23 protein-coding genes are annotated in these 22,822 nt (G+C 55.0%); 8 read left to right on the forward strand and 15 right to left on the reverse strand.

Features of this window, described 5'->3' with window-relative positions; translation table 11 throughout:
* Positions 1-225: 225 nt before the first annotated feature.
* On the reverse strand, positions 226-450 hold the full coding sequence (locus Q3H59_RS15900) for a hypothetical protein (protein ID WP_225614606.1): 225 nt from the start codon (positions 448-450) through the stop codon (positions 226-228).
* A gap of 94 nt (positions 451-544) precedes the next feature.
* Here Q3H59_RS15900 and Q3H59_RS15905 point away from each other — a divergent pair, with 94 nt between their 5' ends.
* Entirely contained in the window at positions 545-2,317 is a 1,773-nt protein-coding gene (locus Q3H59_RS15905) for an autotransporter outer membrane beta-barrel domain-containing protein (RefSeq protein ID WP_309835793.1), read from the forward strand.
* A gap of 126 nt (positions 2,318-2,443) precedes the next feature.
* On the opposite strand, the gene Q3H59_RS15910 is transcribed toward Q3H59_RS15905, so the two are convergent.
* Positions 2,444-4,189 (reverse strand): glycosyl hydrolase family 28-related protein, encoded by a 1,746-nt coding sequence (locus Q3H59_RS15910; RefSeq protein WP_192236783.1) that lies wholly within the window; start codon positions 4,187-4,189, stop codon positions 2,444-2,446.
* Positions 4,190-4,228: 39 nt separating this feature from the next.
* Here Q3H59_RS15910 and Q3H59_RS15915 point away from each other — a divergent pair, with 39 nt between their 5' ends.
* Complete coding sequence (locus Q3H59_RS15915; RefSeq protein ID WP_158527638.1) at positions 4,229-4,372, forward strand: hypothetical protein; 144 nt, start codon at positions 4,229-4,231, stop codon at positions 4,370-4,372.
* Positions 4,373-4,391: 19 nt separating this feature from the next.
* On the opposite strand, the gene Q3H59_RS15920 is transcribed toward Q3H59_RS15915, so the two are convergent.
* The 7 genes from Q3H59_RS15920 to proB all read right to left on the reverse strand — a co-directional run bounded on the left by Q3H59_RS15920 (position 4,392) and on the right by proB (position 9,823).
* Positions 4,392-4,685: a hypothetical protein gene (locus Q3H59_RS15920; protein ID WP_110867798.1), complete on the reverse strand. Its 294-nt coding sequence runs from the start codon at positions 4,683-4,685 to the stop codon at positions 4,392-4,394.
* Entirely contained in the window at positions 4,682-5,032 is a 351-nt protein-coding gene (locus Q3H59_RS15925; RefSeq protein WP_101762510.1) for a hypothetical protein, read from the reverse strand. Before Q3H59_RS15925 ends, Q3H59_RS15920 begins: the two co-directional genes overlap by 4 nt.
* Positions 5,029-5,496: a glycoside hydrolase family protein gene (locus Q3H59_RS15930; protein WP_101762511.1), complete on the reverse strand. Its 468-nt coding sequence runs from the start codon at positions 5,494-5,496 to the stop codon at positions 5,029-5,031. The genes Q3H59_RS15925 and Q3H59_RS15930 overlap by 4 nt, the downstream gene beginning before the upstream one ends.
* Positions 5,497-5,679: 183 nt before the next feature.
* A complete protein-coding gene (locus Q3H59_RS15935) occupies positions 5,680-5,955 on the reverse strand; it encodes a hypothetical protein (protein WP_110867800.1) in 276 nt (91 codons plus the stop codon).
* Between the two features lie 415 nt (positions 5,956-6,370).
* Positions 6,371-7,102: a S24 family peptidase gene (locus Q3H59_RS15940; RefSeq protein ID WP_309835797.1), complete on the reverse strand. Its 732-nt coding sequence runs from the start codon at positions 7,100-7,102 to the stop codon at positions 6,371-6,373.
* A gap of 353 nt (positions 7,103-7,455) precedes the next feature.
* Entirely contained in the window at positions 7,456-8,709 is a 1,254-nt protein-coding gene (gene proA, locus Q3H59_RS15945; protein WP_309835799.1) for a glutamate-5-semialdehyde dehydrogenase, read from the reverse strand.
* Between the two features lie 10 nt (positions 8,710-8,719).
* Positions 8,720-9,823, reverse strand: coding sequence for a glutamate 5-kinase (gene proB, locus Q3H59_RS15950; RefSeq protein WP_101762515.1), 1,104 nt, complete (start codon positions 9,821-9,823; stop codon positions 8,720-8,722).
* 245 nt (positions 9,824-10,068) lie between these two features.
* Between proB and ompC the strand changes: the two genes are divergently transcribed.
* The gene (ompC, locus tag Q3H59_RS15955; RefSeq protein ID WP_101762516.1) at positions 10,069-11,160 is read left to right on the forward strand and encodes a porin OmpC; all 1,092 of its coding nucleotides are present in this window, start codon (positions 10,069-10,071) and stop codon (positions 11,158-11,160) included.
* Positions 11,161-11,241: 81 nt separating this feature from the next.
* On the opposite strand, the gene crl is transcribed toward ompC, so the two are convergent.
* The 3 genes from crl to gpt all read right to left on the reverse strand — a co-directional run bounded on the left by crl (position 11,242) and on the right by gpt (position 13,573).
* Positions 11,242-11,643 carry a sigma factor-binding protein Crl gene (gene crl, locus Q3H59_RS15960; protein ID WP_008108946.1) on the reverse strand — a complete coding sequence of 134 codons (402 nt, stop codon included), beginning with the start codon at positions 11,641-11,643 and terminating at the stop codon, positions 11,242-11,244.
* 102 nt (positions 11,644-11,745) lie between these two features.
* Positions 11,746-12,993, reverse strand: a complete 1,248-nt coding sequence (gene frsA / locus Q3H59_RS15965; RefSeq protein ID WP_280172500.1) for an esterase FrsA — start codon at positions 12,991-12,993, stop codon at positions 11,746-11,748.
* 121 nt (positions 12,994-13,114) lie between these two features.
* Positions 13,115-13,573: a xanthine phosphoribosyltransferase gene (gene gpt / locus Q3H59_RS15970; protein WP_007887137.1), complete on the reverse strand. Its 459-nt coding sequence runs from the start codon at positions 13,571-13,573 to the stop codon at positions 13,115-13,117.
* A gap of 255 nt (positions 13,574-13,828) precedes the next feature.
* Between gpt and pepD the strand changes: the two genes are divergently transcribed.
* The 4 genes from pepD (at position 13,829) to Q3H59_RS15990 (ending at position 19,155) form a co-directional block, all read left to right on the forward strand.
* Entirely contained in the window at positions 13,829-15,289 is a 1,461-nt protein-coding gene (pepD, locus tag Q3H59_RS15975) for a beta-Ala-His dipeptidase (RefSeq protein ID WP_192415435.1), read from the forward strand.
* Between the two features lie 273 nt (positions 15,290-15,562).
* Positions 15,563-17,068: a sugar ABC transporter ATP-binding protein gene (locus Q3H59_RS15980; RefSeq protein ID WP_192415393.1), complete on the forward strand. Its 1,506-nt coding sequence runs from the start codon at positions 15,563-15,565 to the stop codon at positions 17,066-17,068.
* Positions 17,065-18,063, forward strand: a complete 999-nt coding sequence (locus tag Q3H59_RS15985; RefSeq protein WP_309835806.1) for an ABC transporter permease — start codon at positions 17,065-17,067, stop codon at positions 18,061-18,063. The genes Q3H59_RS15980 and Q3H59_RS15985 overlap by 4 nt, the downstream gene beginning before the upstream one ends.
* A gap of 27 nt (positions 18,064-18,090) precedes the next feature.
* Positions 18,091-19,155 (forward strand): sugar ABC transporter substrate-binding protein, encoded by a 1,065-nt coding sequence (locus Q3H59_RS15990; protein ID WP_309835807.1) that lies wholly within the window; start codon positions 18,091-18,093, stop codon positions 19,153-19,155.
* 115 nt (positions 19,156-19,270) lie between these two features.
* Here the strand turns inward: Q3H59_RS15990 and dinB are convergent, their stop codons facing one another.
* Positions 19,271-20,326: a DNA polymerase IV gene (gene dinB / locus Q3H59_RS15995; RefSeq protein WP_309835809.1), complete on the reverse strand. Its 1,056-nt coding sequence runs from the start codon at positions 20,324-20,326 to the stop codon at positions 19,271-19,273.
* Positions 20,327-20,570: 244 nt separating this feature from the next.
* On the opposite strand from dinB, the gene dpaA reads away from it, so the two are divergent.
* On the forward strand, positions 20,571-21,314 hold the full coding sequence (dpaA, locus tag Q3H59_RS16000; protein ID WP_101762523.1) for a peptidoglycan meso-diaminopimelic acid protein amidase: 744 nt from the start codon (positions 20,571-20,573) through the stop codon (positions 21,312-21,314).
* On the opposite strand, the gene Q3H59_RS16005 is transcribed toward dpaA, so the two are convergent.
* On the reverse strand, positions 21,285-22,052 hold the full coding sequence (locus Q3H59_RS16005) for a class II glutamine amidotransferase (RefSeq protein ID WP_008108933.1): 768 nt from the start codon (positions 22,050-22,052) through the stop codon (positions 21,285-21,287). The genes dpaA and Q3H59_RS16005 overlap by 30 nt on opposite strands.
* A 48-nt stretch (positions 22,053-22,100) precedes the next feature.
* Positions 22,101-22,682 (reverse strand): D-sedoheptulose 7-phosphate isomerase, encoded by a 582-nt coding sequence (lpcA, locus tag Q3H59_RS16010; protein ID WP_192415399.1) that lies wholly within the window; start codon positions 22,680-22,682, stop codon positions 22,101-22,103.
* Between the last annotated feature and the right edge of the window lie 140 nt (positions 22,683-22,822).

Here is a 22,822-nt window from a genome sequence, read left to right on the forward strand (position 1 = left end):
TGCGAAAAACGGTGGCGTTCTGAATGCTGAAAATATACAGATTGATGCAAGAGGAGATGGTGCCTTGGCCAAAGGTGAGGGTTCCCGGGTAAATATCACTGACAGCATAATTTCTTCTGGAGCTTATTATGGCGGCGCAGTTACTGCCTATGATAAGGGGTTTGCCACCGTTCGCAATAGTAAATTAATTGCCGTGGATAATAATTCTGCTGGTATTTATGCCGATTATTCAGGACAAGTTGATGCAGAAAATGTAGATATTGAGATCACAGGTGCCGGGTATGGCGTAGGTTCAAGTTTTAATGGAAGAACAAATATAACAAACTCAAAAATAATAAGCCAAAGCGGTGGCACTGCTTTCAATGTTGAAAGCGGTTCAGTGTTAACCGCTGACAATGTTTTTGCTGAAATGGATAACAATAAAAATCCTGGGGAATTAACTAATGCCATAACTGCCACAAGCGGTGAGCCAGATCTTAAAAGTTTAACTATTAATATTAGCAATTCACTTTTACATATAAAAGGAAATAACGCCGCTGGAATTGTGGCTCGAAAAACCGAAGGTCATATCAACCTTAATAATACAGTTTTAACGGTGGATAACGGGCCAGCAATCATCGCTTATAACCATGCCTTAACAACAGTGAATCTTGATAACAGCCTGTTGTCCGGCACAACACTGCTCGAAACCGGGTTAGACCCGTACGGCGAAGATGCAGGAGCGGACGTGCGCGGTATTACGGTTAACGCCAGCAATCATTCTCAGCTTCAGGGTGATGTCAATATTGATCGCAGCAAAACGCAGGCCAGCAGCGTCAGCCTGGAGTCCGGTTCGCGCTGGCAGGGTGCCGCGCATGATTTACAGGATTTGAGCTTAGCGGGCAGCAGCGAGTGGAATATGACCGGCAGCTCCACCGTCGACAACCTGACGGCCAAAGACAGCACCATCATCTTCGATCACGGTGCTGGCGATTTCCACACCTTAACCGTTAAGGGCGACTATCACGCTGACAACGCCAAACTGGTGATGAACCTTGCGCTGGCGGGTGACGATACGGCTAGCGATAAACTGCATATCGCCGGCAACGCCAGCGGCACCACCAAAGTTCAGGTGCACAATGCGGGCGGTAAAGGTGCTGCCACGCTGGAGGGCATTGAGTTGATTCGCGTTGAGGGCACGCAAAACGGTGAGTTCCTGCAGGATGGCCGCATTGTCGGCGGCGCGTGGGATTATGCGCTGGTGCAGGATAAAAACGGTAAGTGGCGCCTGGTTAGCGATCCAATTCCCGTTGATCCAACGCCTGTCGATCCCATTAAAGACGAGGGCGGCGATACGGGCACCGTCATTGCACCGGAGGTGCCGCAACCGAAACGTACCCCGCGCGCCCGTCCGGAAGTCGGCAGCTATATTGCTAACCTTGCGGCGGCCAGCAAGCTGTTTACCCTGAGCGCAGCCGATCGTCCGGGCGTGACAGAATACCGTGATGCTCTGACCGGCAAAGTGGAAAAAACCACGCTGTGGCTGCGCAACGAAGGCGCGCACGGGCGCTTCAGTGACAGCACCGCGCAGCTGAAAAGCATCACCAACAGCTACATGACGCAGCTGGGTGGCGACATCGCACAATGGAGTTTGAATGGCAGCGACCGTTTCAGCCTCGGCGTGATGGCGGGTTACGGCAACGCCAAAAGCAATACGCTGTCGAAAACCACCGGCTACAGCGCCAAAGGCCAGGTTAACGGCTACAGCGGCGGTATCTATGCCGGCTGGCAGCAGAATAGCCAGACGCGCAGCGGCGCCTTTGTCGACAGCTGGCTGGCCTACAACACCTTCAGTAACAGCGTGAAAGGCGAAGGTCTCGGTCAGGAAAGCTACAAGTCGAAGGGGATGACCGCGTCACTGGAAGGCGGCTACAGCTTCGCCTTCGGCGAGCAGCAGCAGTATCGCCTGCAGCCGAAAGCGCAGGCGGTGTGGATGGGCGTAAAAACCGGCGATTATACCGAGCAGAACGGCACCCGCGTCAGCGCCACCGGCAAAAATAACGTGCAAACCCGCACCGGCGTTCGGGCAACCATGCACACCGCCACCGCGCAGCCTTACGCTGAAGTGAACTGGCTGCATAACACGCAGCGCTTCGGCAGCAAACTGGATGGCGTGAAGATTGAGCAGGCGGGTGCGCGCAACATCGGCGAAGTGAAACTGGGTCTTGAAGTGAATCCGAGCCAGCACGTCGGCATCTGGGGCGGCATCGCGCAACAGGTTGGCGGTAAAGGCTTCAGCGATTCCAGCGCCGCGCTGGGCGTCAAAGTCAGTTTTTGATAGCGCAATCGGCCTCTTTTAATCAGAGCATCGCTGGAAACAGCGGTGCTTTTTTTATGGCCAGAGCTCTTTCCCCACAAACAAAAAAAGGCGAGGCCAAAGGCCTCGCCAAACAGGTGCTGGACCTCAATCGTAATAAGGAAGTTTACGATCGACACCGTTAATGTTGACCAGCACAAAGCCCGTAGGCGCGGTTTTGTTGGTCGGCGTGCCGGCCGCCGTCGCGACGGTCAGCACCCCTTTCTCGTTCGCGCCAATACCGGCCAAACCGTTATGCAGCCCGAAACGCGCCGCCGGTTTGAAACCGCCCAGTTTGGTGGTATCGGTCACGACCGAGAAGTCCTGCTGGAACAGCGAGCAGGAACCGGTATCGAAACGCGTAGGGCCGGTGCATTTCAGGTTCATCATGGTGTCACCGCTGTTGGCGCGCAGTTTTACCCACACCGCCGCATAGGTGGTGCCGACGCGGCTGTAGCGGATATCCAGCACCGCAGGTTGTCCCATGTGATAGGCATCGGCCCACACCGTTTCCAGACGTTGCAGATTGACCCAGGTTTTGCCGGTTGCCGCCACGTTGACCGGTGAGCCGGCAGTGCCCGTTGGCTGAGTGGCATCCGCTTTACCAATAAACTCCATTACCCACTGCTGGTTAGCGTTCGGGAAGAACAGCTGCCCAACGCGATACCAGTTATCGGTATCGGTGTTATTAGTAATTTTGTAACCGCTGAAGTAGCCCGCGCGCAGCGATCCGGTCATAAAGGTGCCGTAGTTCTCGTCACGACGATAGCCATACTCAAAGGTGGATAACCAACGTCCAGCCACCGCATCCAGGCTGAGTTTTGCGCCGGATTGCAGATTGAGCTGACGGATCACCACGCGCGCATTGTTGAGATTCAGCGGCGTACCGCAATCCTCAATGTTCAGCGTATCCACCGTCCAGCCTCCGTCGGAGAGATCGCCCGGATTACGCGTGTGCTCAATCCACACGTTGCGAATAATCCCCTGCGTCACGCGCGGCATGTAAAGCGTGGCGTCGCCATAACCGGTCTGGAAGTTACAGTTACACAGCTCAATCGCCGTGGAGTGATCCCACGCGCCTTTGGGCGAGTTTGACCAGCCGACATCAAACACGCGTCCGTAGGTATACAGGGTGTAAATCTGGTCGAATTTACTGTCGAGGGTATCCAGCACTTTGATCACCGTACCGCCGTTATTCTGCGCGCGGAAACAGTAGATATTGACGGTGGTGCCTTCGATACAGGTGTTTTCGAAGAACGGTTGCACGTTGCTGCACATATCGGCAGTGATAGTGCTTTTGTTGGTGGTGATGTCGGCGGATGCCTGGCCGTTCCACGCAATACCGCGGATTGAGGTACGACGCGCCTTCACCTTAAACACCGTGTTGGCGCTTTTGTCGGAAATGATGGTGGTGCGCGGCAGCGAACCCAGCTCGACATCATCCCCCTGCAAGCCGAAGAAGGCGCGCTCGGTACCGCTGATGTCGATGGGGCTAATCAGGAATCGACCGCCAGGAAAACGCACCGGTAATGCGGTGATGTTGCCTGAGTAGCTTTGCGTCCACGCCAGCATACGGTTAAACGCCTCGGTATCGTTGGCGTAACCGTCGCCTTTGGCACCGAAGTGGTAAACGTTGATTTCGGTGGGATCGTTAATCACGCGTTTCCAGTAAAAACCGTTGCCGATCACCAGCGTACCGCCATCTTCTACCGCCGTGGTGGTGCCGATAAAACCGGTAAAATCACCGCCACCGTGGAAGGTGGAGTCCGCGTTGTAACGACGTAAGAATGCCAAATCGCCGTTTTTGGCCGGTACAGTGGTGCGCAGTTCTGCATAAGAGTTAACTTCGATCATCATAGCCTCCTCGGCTTTTCGGGTAGGTAATGCAAATGCATGAGAGCAACGTTACTGAGCCGGCTGGCCGCAGTGCTGATCCCAAAGATCGTTGTGGTTGTTGATGGCGCGCACGGTGCGAACGTCCATGCGCTCGGCGTCATTGCCGTGGGTGTAAATCGGGGAAAACAGGGTGCAGGCTGAGTCGATGACGACGGGAGATTCAGGGCTGGTGATACTTCGATTGCTGCAACTTGTCACGAGCAGCAGCGTCATCAAGATTAAGGTTGCTGGCTTCCACACGTTTGGCCTCCTCGCGCAGCAGTTGCTGCTGTTGGTTAACCGCTACCGCTTGCGCCGCGGCTTTATCGGCGCGCTCGACGGCCGCCTGAGATGCTTGCTGCACCTTGCCGATTTTCTTGCCACCGAAGTAGCTGGCAACCAGCGCGGCGATGACGCCCGCCAGCGCGGCAACCCAGTGCCAGCTGCCGCCGAACAATGTCATGAGCAATGTCATACTTTTTCCTCCATCGCATTTTTCTGCTGGTTGAGGCCTTTCTGGCGGATGAATTGGGCAATCACGCCCATCGCCACCATAAAGGCGCCAATCAGCCCCAAATAGTTGTGCGGCAGAATCGCTTTCACGTCGGGCGGCATGCTGTTCCAGGCATCAAGCGCAGCGGTGGGAAATGATTGCACCCACGCGCTGAGCATCGAACCGAGCGACGCCAGCCATACCGACCAGGTTTTGAATAACAGCCGCGCATGTTTCACGAACTCCAGCGTGGTGAAGCGCTGCATCACCAACACCACCACAATCACTGCCAGCACCGCGGTGACAAAAATCAGCAGTTTCAGATTCATAGCAGCCCCCGATAGATGTCGTAGGTGCCGCTGCGCATCACTTCGGCATGGCGCCGTGCGCGACCCGACGTTTGTCTTGCCCACAGGCTGTCGAGCATGGCGTTGGCCGCGCTGTTGAAATCGCCCTGCGTGATGGCGGTGAGCATGCCGCGAAACATCGCCAGCCCATCCACCCCCAGCTGATATCCCATGCTGATCAGCACATCGCTGCGCGCCTCATTGCATTTGGCCAGTGCCTGCTGCACCAGCGCACGCTGATGCATCTGCTGCACCTTGCCCTCGACAATGCACTGCTTCCACACATCGCCGACGGGACGCGGCACCTGGAAGATGTAGTTGCTAAGCGATGCCCCTTTGGGGCCGATGCGAATGCCGCCAGCGACCGTGGGGAAACCCAGCGAGTCGAGGTAAGGCGCTTCGCGATAACCCTCTTCAAAATTCAGGATGGCAATAATCTGGCTCATAGAAATTCCTCTTTGACGGGGCGCAACAGCCTGAAAATGGCTGCGCAAAACGGCAAAAAACATAAATCCTGCTGATCGTTTACGACGTTGAGCGCGTTTTCATATAAGCGAAACGCTCAAGAATGGTTAAACAGTGAGCAACAATGGAACGTTCCGTTTAAAACTGGGGAAAGTGATGCAGGGTTAACGCACGGCATACAAATAGACGTGAGGCAGACAGCAGTTATCAAAGCTGGGTTGTGCCTGCTGAACACGAACGGGCGCTAGCACGGCGCTGTCAACGCGCGACAGCGTCTGGCGCTGGCAGATGCGTTCAGCAGTGCGCAAGGTGACGTTTTCGTATTCGATGCCGAGTGCGCTATCGATGCTGCGCTTAAGGCTGAGGGACTGGCGGCGCCGATGGCGGCGCGTGCGTGCATTACCTGAAAATACTGACTTCCCGTACTGGATAATCGCCATAACTCCTCCTGTTAATGAGTCTTTGGCGATGGGGTGGCAGGCACGGCAATTCGGCTGAGGCCGACGCGTTCGTTATTCCTCTGGAAAATACCCGACGTCAACTTACCCGGCTGCTTTCGCGGCCAGGGTGAAGTAGAGGAGAGTGAAAATCAGAGGGCAACTGACAACGCTGCAAAGTGCGTATCCACCCCATCCCAAAGTTCACTAACTTTGGATGGTATGTATCGCGCTTGTGCAGCGCCTCAATTGTTTAAGAGCGGGCTCATCCGTGAGCAGGTATGTTGTCCATCCATGCTCAAATTATTAACAGGTTCTAATGCATTGGCAAACACCAATGGTTAATTTTTTATTTACCGTCAGTTAAATTAATGATTTCAGCCAAAATATTTTTTTGCCGCAATCTGGCGTTTTGTGATCAGCCCAGGATTTGATAATCCCGCGCCTGGCTCATGATCACCCGCGCCACCACTTGCAGCGTCCTGGCTTCTTCCAGCGTGAGGTACCAGGTTTCATAGCGCTTGTTATCGGAGATCACCGCGACCTTTTTGTGCTGAAGTTGCAGGCGTTTGAGATAGAGCTGATCGTCAAGCGTGAACAGGTAAATACCATCGCCATCGAAGCGATGCACGCTGATATCGACAAACAGCTGGTCGCGCGGCGCAAAAGTGCCGGCCATCGAATCGCTGTTCAGCGCGATAAGGCGAATATTTTCTGCCGGGCGGCCGTTAAACAGCACCCGCGCCTCTTCCAGCCCATATTCAATGGCTTGAATGGTTTCCACCAGTTCATCGCGCGAAGAGCCGCTGTGCACACCGTGCTGGCCGATATCCAGACTCTCCACGCGAAACAGATGTTTTGGGTTCACCAGACTGCGCTGCGTCAGCAAGGCGGCCGGTTTTTCCATGCCAAATTGCAGCCACTCCACGCGCACGTCGAGTAACTGGCTGAGCGCCAGTAAATTATTATCATCGGGGATCGATTGCCCGTTAAACCATTTCCACACCCCCGGCGTTGAGATCTTGCATCCCCTCTCTTGCAGAGCCAGCGCAACCTGTTTATTCCGTCCATGTCCGACAATTCCCGCGCTTTCGCATGCGGCAATCAGCCTGGCAGTGAATGCTTGTCTCGTACTTTCTTTTTTAACCATCAGTTAATAATCTGCCTTCAGTAAAAGACTGAATGTTATTTTCATTTTTGCTACCAGTTCATTTTATATTACCGGCAGTTTACTACCCAACCGCTTTTATCAATGAAGCTGGACAATCATTATCCCCTTCGGTTAGGGCGAAACCAGTGTTCAGTGCCATATCGCTTGTTCTGACAGGGGTTTTCAGGATTGTTCTGTAGCAATAAGACCAGCATCTAAAGGAAAAAATGGGTGAAAAGCCGCGAGCCCGCCATAGATGACAGAAATAAATCAAAAAGCTCTTGGAATAACTGGATCGAAAACGAAAAAAATGGGCACCGTTTTCGGTGCCCATTGTCATGCAGGAGCAAACATTAGCGACGTAGCGTATCGTCGCCCCACCCTATCCATTTGTAGGTGGTCAGCGCTTCAAGTCCCATTGGACCACGCGCATGCAGCTTCTGCGTACTGACCGCCACTTCGGCGCCAAGGCCAAACTGGCCGCCGTCAGTGAAGCGTGTGCTGGCATTTACGTATACCGCCGATGAGTCAACCTGGTTGACGAAGCGATTGGCATTGCCAATGCTGCGCGTCAGAATGCCATCAGAGTGCTGCGTGCCGTGCTCACGGATATGCGCGATGGCTTCATCAATATCCGCCACCAACTTGACGTTCAGATCGTTGGACAACCATTCGTCATCATAATTTTCCGCTTGCACCGCCACCACCTCGGCAGCACCGTTTTGCAGCAGCGCCAGCACATTTTCGTCGGCGTGCAGCGCAATCTTCTCTTGCGCCATACGTTGCAGGAATGCCGGAATGAAGGTGTCCGCCTGATCGCGATGGATCAGCAGCGTTTCCAGCGAGTTGCAGGCGCTTGGCCGCTGCTTCTTGGCATTGACGATCACCTCCAGCGCGGCCTCGGTCTCCATGGTTTCATCGAGATAGAGATGGCACACGCCGATGCCGCCGGTGATCACCGGAATGGTGGAGTTTTCACGGCACAGCTTGTGCAAACCTGCACCGCCGCGCGGGATCAGCATATCGACGTAGCGATCGAGCTTCAGCAGCTGATTCACCAGTTCACGATCCGGGTTTTCAATCGCCTGCACCGCGCCGGTCGGCAAACCGTGCTGGGTCAGCGCATTTTGGATCACGCGCACGGTGGCGGCGTTGGTGCGATAAGTCTCTTTGCCACCACGCAGAATCGCCGCGTTGCCGGTTTTCAGGCACAGCGATGCCACATCAACAGTGACATTAGGACGCGCTTCATAAATCACGCCAACCACACCCAGCGGCACGCGACGGCGTTCAATGCGCAGGCCGCTATCAAGCTGGCCGCCATCCATCAATTGCCCCACCGGATCGGCCAGGCGACACACCTGACGCACATCATCGGCAATGCCTTTCAGACGCTGCGGGTTGAGCGTCAGGCGATCGAGCAGCGCTTCGCTCATGCCACTTTGGCGTGCATCCGCCAAATCCTGCTCGTTCGCCGTCAGGATGTCCGCGCTTTCCGCTTCCAGACGATCGGCGATGGTGAGCAGCACCTGATTTTTTTGTTCGGTGGAGAGTTCTGCCAGTTTGTACGACGCAGCGCGCGCCGCTTTACCCATCTCTTCTAACATTATCTGCTCCTTAACTGACGATCATATCGTCGCGGTGCACCGCTACCGGGCCATATTCGTAACCGAGGATCTCGCCGATTTCCTGGCTGTGATGACCGGCAATCATGCGCATGGCATCGCTGTTATAGCGCGTGACGCCGTGGGCGATATCGCGCCCTTGCAGGTTACGAATGCGGATCACTTCACCGCGCGAGAAGTTGCCCTGCACGTCACGAATGCCTTTTGGCAGCAGCGAACTGCCGCGCTCCAGCATCGCGGCCAGCGCACCATCATCGATGGTGATTTCGCCCGCCGGCGGTGCGCCAAAGATCCAGCGCTTGCGGTTTTCCAGTGGCGACTGCTGCGCGTGGAAACGCGTACCGACCGGTTTGCCATACAGCACATCGCTAATCACATCCGGACGACTGCCGGCGGCGATGATCACATCGATCCCCGCGCGACAAGCGACGTCCGCCGCCTGCAGCTTGGTCGCCATGCCGCCGGTTCCCAGGCCCGACACGCTGCCGCCCGCGAGGGTGCGTAACGCATCATCGATCTGGTGCACGTCGCTGATCAACTCCGCTTCCGGATTGGTACGCGGATCGGCGGTGAACAAACCTTGCTGATCGGTCAGCAGCAGCAGTTTATCCGCGCCGCCCAGCATCGCCGCCAGCGCCGACAGATTGTCGTTGTCGCCCACTTTAATTTCAGCGGTGGCCACCGCATCGTTCTCGTTAATCACCGGCACGATGTGGTTGTCGAGCAGCGCGCGCAGCATGTCACGCGCATAAAGGAAACGTTCACGGTCTTCCATATCAGCGCGCGTCAGCAGCATCTGCCCGATGTGAATGCCATAAATCGAAAACAGTTGTTCCCACAGCTGGATCAAACGGCTCTGCCCCACCGCAGCCAACAGCTGCTTTGAGGCGATGGTAGGCGGCAGTTCGGGGTAACCAAGGTGTTCGCGTCCGGCGGCAATCGCGCCAGAAGTAACGATAACAATGCGATGGCCCGCGGCGTGCAACTGCGCACACTGACGAACCAACTCCACCATGTGCGCCCGATTCAACCGGCGTGAACCGCCGGTGAGGACGCTAGTACCCAACTTGACCACAAGGGTCTGACTGCCACTCATGTTTTTCCTGCCATGTAAGAAAAAAATCTGCGAAGGGACGTTTTATCAGGAGTGAGCAAGGAAGCCAACAACAGCAAGGGGAAAAGCACAAAAATCCCCTGACAATGCGGTAGACCAAAAGTTCGCGATTAACAAGAAAGCCGAAAAACTGTCATAAAACGTTCATCACCAACCGGTAAAAAGTCGGTGTTTTACAAAACCTTTCACGGGTACAACAAATTTTACTCATTGGGATTGATAGCAAAATGAAGAAGAGCACACTGGCATTAGTTGTATCAGCGCTGGCACTGGCTTCCACCGCAAACGCCGCAGAAGTGTATAACAAAGACGGTAATAAACTGGACTTCTACGGCCGTGTTAAAGCTGAACACTACTTCAGCGATAACGCGTCAAGCGACGGTGACAAATCTTACGTGCGTATCGGTTTCAAAGGCCAGACGCAGATTAATGACCTTATGACCGGTTACGGTCAGTGGGAATATCAGTACAACGCGAATAATTCTGAAGGTTCTGATGCCAACGCAGGCAACAAAACCCGTCTGGGCTTTGCTGGTCTGAAATTCGGCCAATACGGTTCATTCGACTACGGTCGTAACTATGGCGTGTTGTATGACGTCGAGGCCTGGACTGACGTATTCCCAGAGTTCGGCGGTGACGGTACCGCGCGTACCGATAACTTCATGACTGCGCGTGCAACTGGCGTAGCCACTTACCGCAACAGCAACTTCTTTGGCCTGGTTGATGGCCTGCGCTTCGCGCTGCAATATCAGGGCAAAAACGACGCCACCAGCGCTAACGCCCGTGGCAGCATCACCGATACTTCTCGTCAGAACGGCGACGGTTACGGTGCGTCACTGGGTTACACCATTGCTGACACCGGTATCAGCCTGATGTCGGCCATCACCTCTTCAGACCGTACTAACCAGCAGCAGCTGCAGGCGCTGGGTAGCGGTGATAAAGCGGAATCATGGGGCGCCGGTATCAAGTATGATGCGAACAGCATCTACCTGGCTTCTATCTACACCGAAACCCGCAACATGACGCCAATCGGCACCCGCGGTTTTGCTAACAAAGCGCAGAACTTTGAAGTGGTAGCGCAGTATCAGTTCGACTTCGGCCTGCGTCCGTCCCTCGGCTATATCCAGACCAAAGGCAAAGACATCGAAGGGATCGGTGACGAGGATCTGGTTAAATACATCGACGTGGGCATGACTTACTACTTCAATAAAAACATGTCGACCTTTGTGGATTACAAAATCAACCAGCTGGATGACAACAACAAGCTGAACCTGAACAACGATGATGTTGTGGCCGTTGGCTTAACTTACCAATTCTGATTGAGCTGTACCCTCGTTGTGTCTATAAAAAAAGAGCCGGCTCATCACCGGCTCTTTCCTTTTTAAACCCTTAAAAGTCTATCAGGCGCTCAGTTTCACTGGCTCTTCTTTAAAGCCTTCCGCCGGGCGCAGATCGAGTTTCTGTTCCAGCAGCATCGCTTTCAGACGCTCATGGAAATTACGCAGCGTGCTTTCCACTTTGGCATTGTTCTCTTTGCCTTTGATGGTCGCAGCGCCCCAATCACCCGCTTTATCAAACAGGCCAAAATGATATTCGTATGTGAAGTGATCTTCATAGGCTTCCAGCGTCATCCACCAGCCCCAAAACTCACGCAGCTCAGGTGCAGGCTTGACGTTGACACACGCTGCCAGGCAATCGAAGAAGAAGCGTGTCTCTTCACATTTGCCTTCACGGATATACGGCCCCAATTCGGTGAAGCGCTTAAGCAGGCGACTACGGGGGTGACCACTCGGTAATGTCATCTCTTTTCCCTTAACCCTTTAAATTGCACTTCCAGCTTTCCATTAACATAAAAATGGAAAATCCCGGATATAAGTAGTAGCAGAGTTCAGAGATTTCGCCAGTTAGCCTTTCAACTGTTTTTCCAGCCAGTCACAAATTTGATTGAGCGCTTTGTCAAAACTGGCAAAAACCGGCTTGGCGGGAATCGCCAGCGTCTTGCCCTGCGACGAAGAGTTGGCGATCAACTGCGCGTCTGCTTCCGGACCGAAAATATCATCCGGCCAATAAGCCGCCAGCATCGGCGTTGGCGTGCGGCGGCCGAGTAAGCCTTGCACCTTCAACGAGTAGCGGTTGAGTTCAGTACGCAGATTGCTGTCGGAGGTTGAGGACATACCGAGACGGCTCGCCAGCATATCCATGTACATATCCGGCAGCTGTTGCTGCTGTTGCGCATCCACAAACACGCTGTGCACCATGGCTCCCAGCGTCGCTACCGCGCGTACTCGCGGCACTTCCAGATAGGCCAGACGTGTCGCCACGTTGGCACCGAAGCGGTAGCCCAGCAGCGCCACGCGTGTATGATCGATCCACGGCACATTGCTCAGTTCACGCAGCACCTGCTGATGCACCTGGCTGGTGTCCTGATTCAGCAGCCATTTGCTGCTAAATCCTACCGATGGCATATCCAGCGTCAGCATGGCGATGCCACGCGGCGCGAGATAGTCGTGGAACAGGCGATAGTGATCGCTCTGCAGCGAATCAAGGCCGCCGCACAGCAGCACGGTGGGATACGGCGCTTCGGCTTGCGCGGGCATATGCAGGAACCCCGTCACCGGACTGCCGCCGCTCATCGGAAAAGTCAGGGATTTTAGTTCGCCCGGCAGACGCTGCGTGGCCTCTTCGTAGGCGCGATTGGCCAGCACCTGCGCCTGATCGGCCAGCTCGTCGCCTTTGATGTAAGGGTAAGCCGCGAGGCTGAACAGATTGGCGGCGTGCAGCCAATGCTGACCGGCATCGTCATGGTTTTCGCTCTCTAACGCGCGCTGCTGCCAGATCGCCGCCTGCTTCGACCACTCGTAATTCCAATTGCCGCCGCGATAACCAATCACGGTATCGAGCAAGGCTTCATTGGTGCGTTCAAACTCGCTCACCGCGATACGCGCCAGCACTTCGCTGATCTCCTGCGGCGACAGACCGCGCCACGTCCACAGCAGCTTGTTCAGCATGCGATACCAGCCGCGCTGCGTATCCCCTTCAAGGGCGTTATGCACCTGCACAGCGGCATGATGCTGGCGATGCACTAATGAGGAGGTTTCCGGGTGTTTAAAACGCGGTTTGAACAGTTCTTCGCTCAGGTTTTTATCAGACATCTCAGCTATTCTCCTGCCAACAACGTGGCGATGGCTAAGAGTGTACTGCACCCGCCATACGCGCGCGAGGCGCAGAAAGCACAACGCCCGGCATAACCGGGCGTTGTTTGCGATGCATCAATTAGCTTTTGACGATTGGCGGGATGTAGACCACGCCCATGTCCCAGGGCTGCTCGATCCAGGTGTTCTGCGGGATATCGACAATGTAGTCGTCCACCAGCGCACGGCCAGCTGGCTTAGCGAAGATGGTGCAGAAACGCGCTTTAGGATACATGTCGCGGATCGCCTGCGCGGTGCCGCCGGTATCCACCAGGTCATCAATCACGATGAAGCCTTCACCGTCGCCTTCGGCACGCTTCAGCACTTTCATTTCGCGCTGATGATCGTGATCGTAGCTGGAGATGCACACGGTATCGACGTAGCGAATACCGAGTTCACGCGCCAGCAGCGATGCCGGAACCAGACCACCACGGCTCACCGCGATGATACCTTTCCACTGTTCCACAGGAAGCAGGCGCTGGGCCAGTTTACGGGCATGGATTTGCAACATGTCCCAGGTTACGACGTATTTTTCGCTCATATAAAGGAATCCCGGCCAAGAAACTTGGCTTAAAAAATATGCAAGGGGGAAAAGGTTGCGCGAGATTATAAGGATCTGACGCCTTAAAAACCAGCATCTGTCTTACTGGTTGCAGGTTTTTAGCGCGGCTGATTACGCACCCGGCGAGAAACAGTGATATTCTCAGGCCCATCACGTCAGATCTTCTGACGACGATTTTTACTGGAAACCCGCGTGCGTGCGGTATGTCCGCCACGCTGACACAGGAGATGCATGGTGTCTGAATTGTCGCAACTTTCACCCCAACCGCTGTGGGATATTTTTGCCAAAATCTGTTCCATTCCGCACCCTTCTTACCACGAAGAAGCACTGGCCGAACACGTTGTCGGCTGGGCAAAAGAGCAAGGTTTGTGGGTTGAGCGCGATCAGGTTGGCAACATCCTGATTCGTAAACCCGCTACCGCCGGTATGGAAAAACGCACGCCGGTGGCGCTGCAGGCGCACCTCGATATGGTGCCGCAGAAGAACAATGACACGGTGCACGACTTCACTAAAGATCCGATTCAGCCGTATGTTGATGGCGAATGGGTGAAAGCGCGCGGCACCACGCTGGGCGCGGATAACGGCATTGGTATGGCGTCTGCGCTGGCGGTGCTGGCTGACAACAGCCTGATTCACGGTCCGCTGGAAGTGCTGCTGACCATGACCGAAGAGTCCGGTATGGACGGCGCCTTTGGTTTACAGCCGAACTGGCTGCAGGCCGACATTCTGATCAACACCGACTCGGAAGAGGAAGGTGAGATCTACATGGGTTGCGCCGGTGGTATCGACTTCATCACCACCCTGCCGCTAACGCGTGAAGCGATTCCTGCAGGCTATGAAACCCTGAAGCTGACGCTGAAAGGCCTGAAAGGCGGTCACTCCGGTGCCGACATTCATCATGGTCTCGGCAACGCCAACAAACTGCTGGCACGCTTTCTGGCGCTGCACGCGCGTGAACTCGATGTTCGTCTGATTGAATTCACCGGCGGTACGCTGCGTAACGCCATCCCGCGTGAAGCTTTTGCTACGCTGGCGATCGACAGTCATAAGGTTGATGCACTGAAATCTGCTGCGGCACATTTCCAGGCGACGCTGCTGAACGAGTTGGGCATTAAAGAGAAGAACATCGCCGTGGTCACCGAAGCGCTGGCGCATCAAGGCCAGGCGCTGAACGCTGACAGCCGCGATCGTTTCCTTAATTTGCTAAACGCTACGCCAAACGGCGTGATTCGTAACTCTGACGTGGCGAAAGGCGTGGTGGAAACCTCGCTGAACGTCGGCGTGGTGACCATGGATCAGGACAATGCCGAAATCATCTGCCTGATTCGTTCACTGATCGATACCGGTAAAGATTGGGTGGTTGAAGTGCTGACCTCGCTGGCCGATCTGGCCGGGGCGAAAAGCGCACCTAAAGGCGGCTATCCGGGCTGGCAGCCTGATGCCGATTCACCGGTGATGGCGCTAACGCGCAAAACTTATGAAGCGCTGTTTGGTAAAACGCCGAACATTCAGGTGATTCACGCCGGTCTGGAGTGTGGTCTGTTCAAGAAGCCGTATCCAAACATGGATATGGTGTCGATTGGCCCAACCATCACCGGCCCGCATTCGCCGGATGAGCAGGTTCACATCGAAAGCGTGGGTCTGTACTGGAAACTGCTGACCGCGCTGCTCAGCGTGGTGCCAGAAAAAGCGTAAGATTGCGCTTTCGCGATAAACCCGACTTCGGTCGGGTTTTTTATGCCTGCGAAGGATTGAGTCCACCGCCATTTAGCACATTCCTCTGAAAAAACGTTGATATGCCTCCCGGTTAAACCAGAACACCTCATAACATCAGATTTAGCCACCGTTACATCCAGATGTCTGGATGGCTAATAAGATTTCGTGCTAGCTTATGCCCTTTCGTTCGTTGCCGAGAGTGATGGTTCAGGAAAAAATGCCCCCAACTCAACTAATTAAAGGCCCGGTTCAATGAGTGCGATCAACCGCCTGGAGATGCGTAATATCTCCATTGCCTTTGGCGGTTTCGCCGCGCTCGCGCAGGTGGATTTTCTGACTGAAGGCGGCTCGGTGCATGCGTTGACGGGCGCTAACGGCGCCGGAAAATCTACGCTGATGGCGGTGCTGGCTGGCGCACACGATCATTACAGCGGTGAGATTCTGCTGGATGATGTGCCGGTCACTATTCGCTCACCGCGCGATGCCAAAAAGCTCGGCATTCATCTGGTGCAGCAGGAAGTGGATGTGGCGCTGGTGCCACAGCTCAGCGTGGCCGAAAACATTCTGCTCGATCGTTTAGCCGAACCGGGTCACGTCTACAGCTGGCGTGAGATTCGCCGCCAGGCGCGTACGTTACTGGCGCAGCTGGAAGTGAACATCGACGTCAACCGTTTGGTGGAGCGCTGCTCGCTGGCAGAGAAGCAGCAAATCCTGCTGGCGCGCGCCCTGTCCCATCACTGCCGCTTTCTGATCCTGGATGAACCCACCGCCCCGCTCGATCAGCATGAGAGCGAGCGCCTGTTTACCGTGGTGCGCCGCTTGCAGTCCAGCGGCATTGGCGTGGTGTTTATCTCGCACCGCATTCACGAACTGAAAGCGATTTGCGACCGCTTAACGGTGCTGCGCGATGGTCGTCTGATCGAAAGCAGCCCGATGGCGGCGCTGAGTGGCGAGCAGATCGTGGAAAAAATGCTCGGACATCGGCTGGATGATGTTTTTCCGCCGCGTCGCGCCCGTGCGACTCAGCCGCTGCTGCTGTCGGTGGAAGGCTTACACGACGATCGGCTACTGCAGGATATTTCGCTGCGTCTGCATAAAGGGGAAATTCTGGGCATTGCCGGTCTGGCGGGAGCCGGTAAAACCGAGCTGTGCAAAGCGCTTTTTGGTGCCAGCAAAAGCCGTGTGACAAAGGGCGAACTGCACGGCAAACCGTGGCGACCGCGTTCACCGCATGATTCAGTAGAAAACCGCATGGCGCTGGTGCCGGAAGAGCGCCGCAAAGAGGGCATTTTCATCGATGAACCGGTGAGCATGAACCTGAGCATCAGCGCCGATAACAGCTTCTCGCGCTGGAGCCTGTTTGGTCATCGCCAGGCGTGGCGTTGGGCGGAAGCGGTGATTCAGCGCCTGAATGTGCGCACCACCGGACCGGGGCAAATCCTGCGTCGTTTGTCGGGCGGCAACCAGCAGAAAGTGGCGATTGGCAAGTGGCTGCGCAACAACGCCGATGTGCTGATTTTTGATGAGCCGACCAAAGGCGTCGATATCAAAGCCAAAACCGATCTGTTCACGTTGATCGATGGCTTAGCGCGTGAGGGCAAAGGCATCATTTATGCCTCGGGCGAGTTTTCTGAATTGGTCGGTCTGTGCGACCGCATTTGTGTGCTCTGGGATGGGCGCATTGTGGCAGAGATGGAGGGCAACACCGCCACAGAAGAGGCACTTTTGCTTTATTCCACCGGAGGAACACCTGCGTGAGCAGCAAAGAACTATCCCTAAACTCGCAGCCTTCTCTGCGCCATCAGCTGTTTGATTTCCTTTATAAGTGGGGCATGTTGCTGACCGTGGTGATTTTGATTGCCGCATTTGGTCTCGCTTCGGACAGCTTCCTCGAACCGACCAACATCATTAACATCCTGCGCTCGATTGCCATCGTCACGGTGATTGCGATTGGCGTGTCGATTTCGCTGACCATTGGCGGCTTTGACCTGTCGGTGGGATCCACCGCCTCGCTGGCCAATGCGCTGGTGATTTCGCTGTTCGTCTGGCACGGCTTTGGCACCACCGGAGCCATCATTATTACGCTGCTGCTGTGTACGCTGGTTGGCTTGTTCAACAGCTTCCTGATTGTGGTGCTACGTATTCCCGACATGCTCGCCACCCTCGCCACGCTGTTTGTGATTCAGGGCGTGGCGATGACCTACAGCTTTGGCGGTTCCATCACCGAGAATATGGTGCTGCCGAGCGGCGACATGGCCGAAGGCACCATTCCTGCCGCCTTTGGTCTGCTCGGCCAGGTGCCGACTATCGTGATTATCATGCTGGTGGTCACCATTGTGGCGCAGCTGGCGCTGTCGCTGACCAAGCATGGCCGTCGTATGTATGCGCTGGGCGGCAATCCTGAAGCGGCGCGTCTCTCCGGTATTCGTACCACGCGCTATCGCGTGTTGGCGTATGTGCTGGCCTCGCTGCTGGCTGGCTTGGGCGGCATTTTGCTGGCATCACGCATCGGCTCTTCGCAGGTGAATGCCGGCGGCGGTTATCTGATGGATGCCGTTGCCGCAGCGTGGATCGGCTTCTCGCTGGCCGGTTCGGGCAAACCGAATGCGCTGGGTACCTTGGTGGGCGCCATCATTCTTGGTGTGTTGCAGAACGGGCTGGTGATGTTATCGGTGCCCTATTACGCGATGGACATTATTAAAGGTCTGGTACTGGCGCTGGCGCTGGCGATGACTTACATCCAGCGCCGTTAAGGCGCGTTTAATCAGAAAGAGATCATAATGAAAAAAATTACCCTTTCGCTGCTGGCGGTTAGCCTGCTCAACGCCAGCGCCGCCTTCGCCGATGCCGCAGTGCCTGAGGTTATCGCTAACCATGAAGGCCCGCTACGCATCGCCATCATCCGCAACCTGGGTTCGGACGATAACACCACGCAGTTTGTCGCCGGTGCGATTCAGCAAGGCCGCCAGCTGGGCTTTAAGGTCAGCACTTTCCTCAGCAATGGCGACGATGCGCGCTTCCAGGATTTCGTTAACCAGGCGATTAGCCAGAAATATGACGGCATTATCCTGTCGCACGGTAAAGATCCCTACTCCACGGCGCTGGTGCAGCGTATTGCCGCAGCGGGCATCAAGCTGTCGGTGTTTGATACGCCGGTTAATACGCCGGTAGAGGGCGTCACCGTGACGGCGCAGAATGATGCTTCGCTGGCGCAGGAATCACTCGGCAGCTTAATCAAAGACTTCAACGGCAAAGCGAATATCGTCAAGCTGTGGGTGGCCGGTTTCCCGGCGATGGATCGTCGTCAGGTGGTGTATGAGAAGCTGCTGAAAGAGAATCCGGACATTCATCAGCTGGAGTCGATTGGCGCGGTTTCATCTGATGTACAGGGCGATACCGCCAACAAGATTGGCGCGATTCTGGCGAAATACCCGAAAGGCAAGATCGATGCGATCTGGGGTTCGTGGGATGCCTTCAGCCAGGGCGCGTATAAAGCCCTGCAGGAGAATGGTCGTACCGAGATCAAACTGTATAGCATCGACGTGTCCAATCAGGATCTGCAGTTGATGCATGAAAAGAACAGTCCTTGGGTACAAACCGTAGCGGTGGATCCAAAAACCATTGGCGCAGTGAATATGCGTTTGGTGGCGAACAAGATTGCAGGCGAAACCACACCGGCGACTTACGAGTTTAAAGCGTCATCGATTTCTCAGCAGCAGTTGAACAGCCAGCAAGGCGCGGTCAACGTGGCGTCGCTGAATAAGATCATTCCAGGCTGGGGCGAAAATAACGATTTCATCGCGCCATGGTTTGCAACGCTGGAAGCGAAGTACGGTAAGAAGTAGTTTCCCTCACCCTAACCCTCTCCCACGAGTGGGAGAGGGAACCGATCGGCGCGGTTGTTTTACTCCTTCTCCCGCTGGCGGGAGAAGGCCGGGATGAGGGGCAGCGCGCACAATCTCACAACCCCAACACCAACTGCCGCTCCAGCTGCGGATCCACCATCGTGACATGCAATCCCACCAGCCGCACGCCGCGCCCTGCTCTGCGTTCATCCCACGCCTGACGCGCCACCGCGATCATGTCGTCTTTATTCAGCACCGGCCAAACGTGCTCCTGCGTGGTTTGCTGGAAATCATTGAACTTCAGTTTCACGCCTTGTCGGGCGATCTGCTTATCCGGCTTGATGGCGGTTAAGCGGCGATCCAACTCCGCATAGAGAAAATCAATAATCTCCAGACACTGCTCCCAGCTGTGAATATCTTCCATCAGGGTACGTTCAACGCCGAGCGATTTGCGTTCGCGCTCAACCACCACATTGCGCTCATCCACGCCGTTGCTGCGTTCCCACAAGATGCGGCCAAACTTGCCAAAGCGTTTAAGCAGCAGCGCCAAATCGGCGCGCTGCACATCCGCGCAGGTGCGCAAGCCCATCTCTTCCAGCTTTTTAGTCGCCACTTTACCCACGCCAGGAATTTTACTGAGCGGCAGCGTCAGTAGAAAATCGGACATCGCGTCCGGCGTAATCACATATTGCCCGTTGGGTTTGTTGAGATCGGAGGCAATCTTGGCGAGAAACTTGACCGGCGCGATGCCGGCGGAAGCGGTCAACCCGGTTTCACGCAGGATATCGGCGCGAATCGCCTGCGCCATTAATGTCGCCGAGCCCTGACAGTGCAGGCTGTCGGTCACATCCAGATAGGCTTCATCCAGCGACAGCGGTTCAATCAGCGAGGTGTAACGTGAGAAGATGTCGCGGATCTGGCGGGAGGCTTCTTTATAGGCATCAAAGCGGCCGGGCAGCAGCCGCAGATGCGGGCAGAGTTTCAGCGCCATGCCGGTCGGCATCGCGCTGCGCACGCCATATTTACGTGCCGGATAGTTCGCGGTGCTGATCACGCCACGTTGCACGCGGCTGCCGCCAATGGCGATAGGAATATCACGTAAAGAGGGATCGTCGCGCATCTCAACCGCTGCATAAAAGCAGTCCATATCGACATGAATAATTTTGCGCATACGCCCTCCCAGATACTGGATAAGTATACAGCAGCGAAAAATATCGGCAATATTTGTTGAGAGCGAGATTAAAGTTTACAAATTAGTGGTCGTATTCCTTTTAGGAACGCGCCATTTTCTCGGACACTGGCTTGATTAAAAGCCAGACAATGTTAATGTTGCGCTGCGATAGCGGATATTTCCGATAATGCAATACCCGGACGCACAGCGTCATCGTCTCTCTCCACATCAAGGTATCTACAGAATGGGCAGAATCGCATTAACCCTTGCGATGATTCTTATGCCGCTCCTTAGCTGGGCAATGAACCCCGAGCCTACGCAACCGCTGGCTCCGGTGAGCAAAGAGTTAAAGAAACAACTAATTGGCACCCCCGTTTTTATTCAGATTTTCAAGGAAGAGCGTACGCTGGAACTGTACGGCAAAATCGGGAATGAATATCGTCTGCTGGACAGCTATCGCATCTGTAATTTCTCTGGCGGTTTAGGACCTAAACGTCGTCAGGGCGATTTCAAAAGTCCGGAAGGCTTTTATAACGTTAAGCTGAACCAGTTAAAACCGGATAGCCGTTTTTATCGCGCTATTAATACCGGTTTTCCCAATCAGTACGATCGCGCTAAAGGCTATAACGGTAACTATTTAATGATTCACGGCGATTGCGTGTCAGTGGGCTGCTACGCAATGACGGATGCATCGATGGATGAGATCTTTGCCTATACCAACGCCGCGCTGCGTAATGGTCAGCAGGAGATTCAGGTCAATATCTATCCGTTCCGCATGACAGACAGCAATATGCAGCGTCATAAATACTCGACGTACATTAACTTCTGGCGTGAACTGCAGCCGGGCTATGCGTACTTCGCTAAGTACCGTGTGCCGCCTACCGTGAACGTGACGGCCACCGGCCAATATGCGGTGAACAGCACGCCGGTGATCGCTACACCGGATGCTGCCTCGAAATCATTCCTGGCGCTCACCCAGGCAAAATAATGCCCACTCGCCTGGCACTATCCGGTGCCAGGTTTCATTGCCCGTCAGCGGTTGCGTAGCAATCACCGTTACCACATCTTGCGGCGTCGTCTGCTGCTGAAAATCAATTTCCACATCCTGATCGAGCAACGTCGCTTTGCCAAACGGCGCACGGCGCGTAATCCAGTAGAGATTGGTCGAACAGAACGCCATCAGATAGCGCCCATCCGATAACAGCATGTTGAACACGCCCTTCTCACGCATTTCTGCTGCCAGCTCGGCAATGTAGCGGAACACCGCTGGCCAGTTGCCCGGCGTGCGCGGATAACGCTCGGTCAGTTTGTGCAGCATCCAGCAAAATGCTTTCTCGCTGTCGGTTTCACCAATCGGACGAAATGGCCCGGTATCCAGCTGACGATAACCTTTGAGCTGACCATTGTGTGCGTAGGTCCAGTTGCGGCCCCACAGCTCACGCGTAAATGGATGGGTATTTTCCAGCGACACTTCCCCGCGATTCGCCTGGCGGATATGCGCCACCACCGAATGCGATTTGATCGGGTATTCCTGCACCAAACGGGCTATCGGCGAGTTAAAGCTCGGCTGCGGATCTTTGAAGGTGCGGCACCCTTTTCCTTCGTAGAACGTGATGCCCCAACCGTCTTTGTGCGGCCCGGTTCCACCGCCACGCTGCACCAGACCGGTAAAACTGAAACAGATGTCCGTGGGGACATTGGCGCTCATCCCGAGCAATTCGCACATAGCAACCGCCTTAAGTTAGATCCTCTCGCGCGCGGCGAGAGGAACGCATCATGACTTAACCATCTCTTTTTCAATCAACAGCATCAGAATATGAATCACTTTGATGTGGATCTCCTGAATGCGGTCGGCATAGCCAAAGTGCGGCACACGAATTTCGATATCCGCCGAACCTGCCATCTTGCCGCCATCTTTGCCGGTCAGAGTAATCACTTTCATGCCTTTCGCGCGCGCAGCTTCCACGGCTTTGATGATGTTGGCAGAGTTACCGGACGTAGAAAGACCCAGCAGCACATCGCCTGCACGGCCTACCGCTTCGATATAGCGCGAGAACACATAGTCATAACCAAAATCGTTACTGACGCACGACAGATGGCTGACATCAGAAATGGCAATCGCCGGGTAGCCAGGACGGTTTTCACGGTAGCGTCCAGTCAGCTCTTCAGCAAAATGCATCGCATCGCAGTGCGAGCCGCCGTTACCGCAGGAGAGCACCTTGCCGCCCGCTTTAAAGCTATCGGCCAGCAGAACTGCGGCGCGCTGAATGGCGTGAATGTTGGCTTCGTCACTCAGGAACGTGTTGAGCGTATCGGCTGCTTCATTGAGTTCTGAGCGAATAATGTCCTGATACATAGAGATGTCCTTTAGAGGAAAGATTGACCCGGCAAGTTTAACGGAATGGGGCTAAGCCGCAAAGCGCCTGCCATAAGGAAAAGCGCGGCGTCTCGAGGAAGTTTGGCAGTTGTTGCGCATCGTGCAACGAATTTGTGAGA

It is taken from the genome of Pantoea sp. SORGH_AS_0659 (assembly GCF_031453915.1).
Lineage (GTDB): Bacteria > Pseudomonadota > Gammaproteobacteria > Enterobacterales > Enterobacteriaceae > Pantoea > Pantoea leporis.

Coding starts and splice junctions, on each gene's coding strand:
- Q3H59_RS15900 (WP_225614606.1), bottom strand. CDS start 450: ATGGCATTAGTTAATTCCCCAGGATTTTTATTGTTATCCATTTCAGCA.
- Q3H59_RS15910 (WP_192236783.1), bottom strand. CDS start 4,189: ATGATCGAAGTTAACTCTTATGCAGAACTGCGCACCACTGTACCGGCC.
- Q3H59_RS15915 (WP_158527638.1), top strand. CDS start 4,229: ATGAGAGCAACGTTACTGAGCCGGCTGGCCGCAGTGCTGATCCCAAAG.
- Q3H59_RS15920 (WP_110867798.1), bottom strand. CDS start 4,685: ATGACATTGCTCATGACATTGTTCGGCGGCAGCTGGCACTGGGTTGCC.
- Q3H59_RS15925 (WP_101762510.1), bottom strand. CDS start 5,032: ATGAATCTGAAACTGCTGATTTTTGTCACCGCGGTGCTGGCAGTGATT.
- Q3H59_RS15930 (WP_101762511.1), bottom strand. CDS start 5,496: ATGAGCCAGATTATTGCCATCCTGAATTTTGAAGAGGGTTATCGCGAA.
- Q3H59_RS15935 (WP_110867800.1), bottom strand. CDS start 5,955: ATGGCGATTATCCAGTACGGGAAGTCAGTATTTTCAGGTAATGCACGC.
- Q3H59_RS15940 (WP_309835797.1), bottom strand. CDS start 7,102: ATGGTTAAAAAAGAAAGTACGAGACAAGCATTCACTGCCAGGCTGATT.
- proA (WP_309835799.1), bottom strand. CDS start 8,709: ATGTTAGAAGAGATGGGTAAAGCGGCGCGCGCTGCGTCGTACAAACTG.
- proB (WP_101762515.1), bottom strand. CDS start 9,823: ATGAGTGGCAGTCAGACCCTTGTGGTCAAGTTGGGTACTAGCGTCCTC.
- ompC (WP_101762516.1), top strand. CDS start 10,069: ATGAAGAAGAGCACACTGGCATTAGTTGTATCAGCGCTGGCACTGGCT.
- crl (WP_008108946.1), bottom strand. CDS start 11,643: ATGACATTACCGAGTGGTCACCCCCGTAGTCGCCTGCTTAAGCGCTTC.
- frsA (WP_280172500.1), bottom strand. CDS start 12,993: ATGTCTGATAAAAACCTGAGCGAAGAACTGTTCAAACCGCGTTTTAAA.
- gpt (WP_007887137.1), bottom strand. CDS start 13,573: ATGAGCGAAAAATACGTCGTAACCTGGGACATGTTGCAAATCCATGCC.
- Q3H59_RS15980 (WP_192415393.1), top strand. CDS start 15,563: ATGAGTGCGATCAACCGCCTGGAGATGCGTAATATCTCCATTGCCTTT.
- Q3H59_RS15990 (WP_309835807.1), top strand. CDS start 18,091: ATGAAAAAAATTACCCTTTCGCTGCTGGCGGTTAGCCTGCTCAACGCC.
- dinB (WP_309835809.1), bottom strand. CDS start 20,326: ATGCGCAAAATTATTCATGTCGATATGGACTGCTTTTATGCAGCGGTT.
- dpaA (WP_101762523.1), top strand. CDS start 20,571: ATGGGCAGAATCGCATTAACCCTTGCGATGATTCTTATGCCGCTCCTT.
- Q3H59_RS16005 (WP_008108933.1), bottom strand. CDS start 22,052: ATGTGCGAATTGCTCGGGATGAGCGCCAATGTCCCCACGGACATCTGT.
- lpcA (WP_192415399.1), bottom strand. CDS start 22,682: ATGTATCAGGACATTATTCGCTCAGAACTCAATGAAGCAGCCGATACG.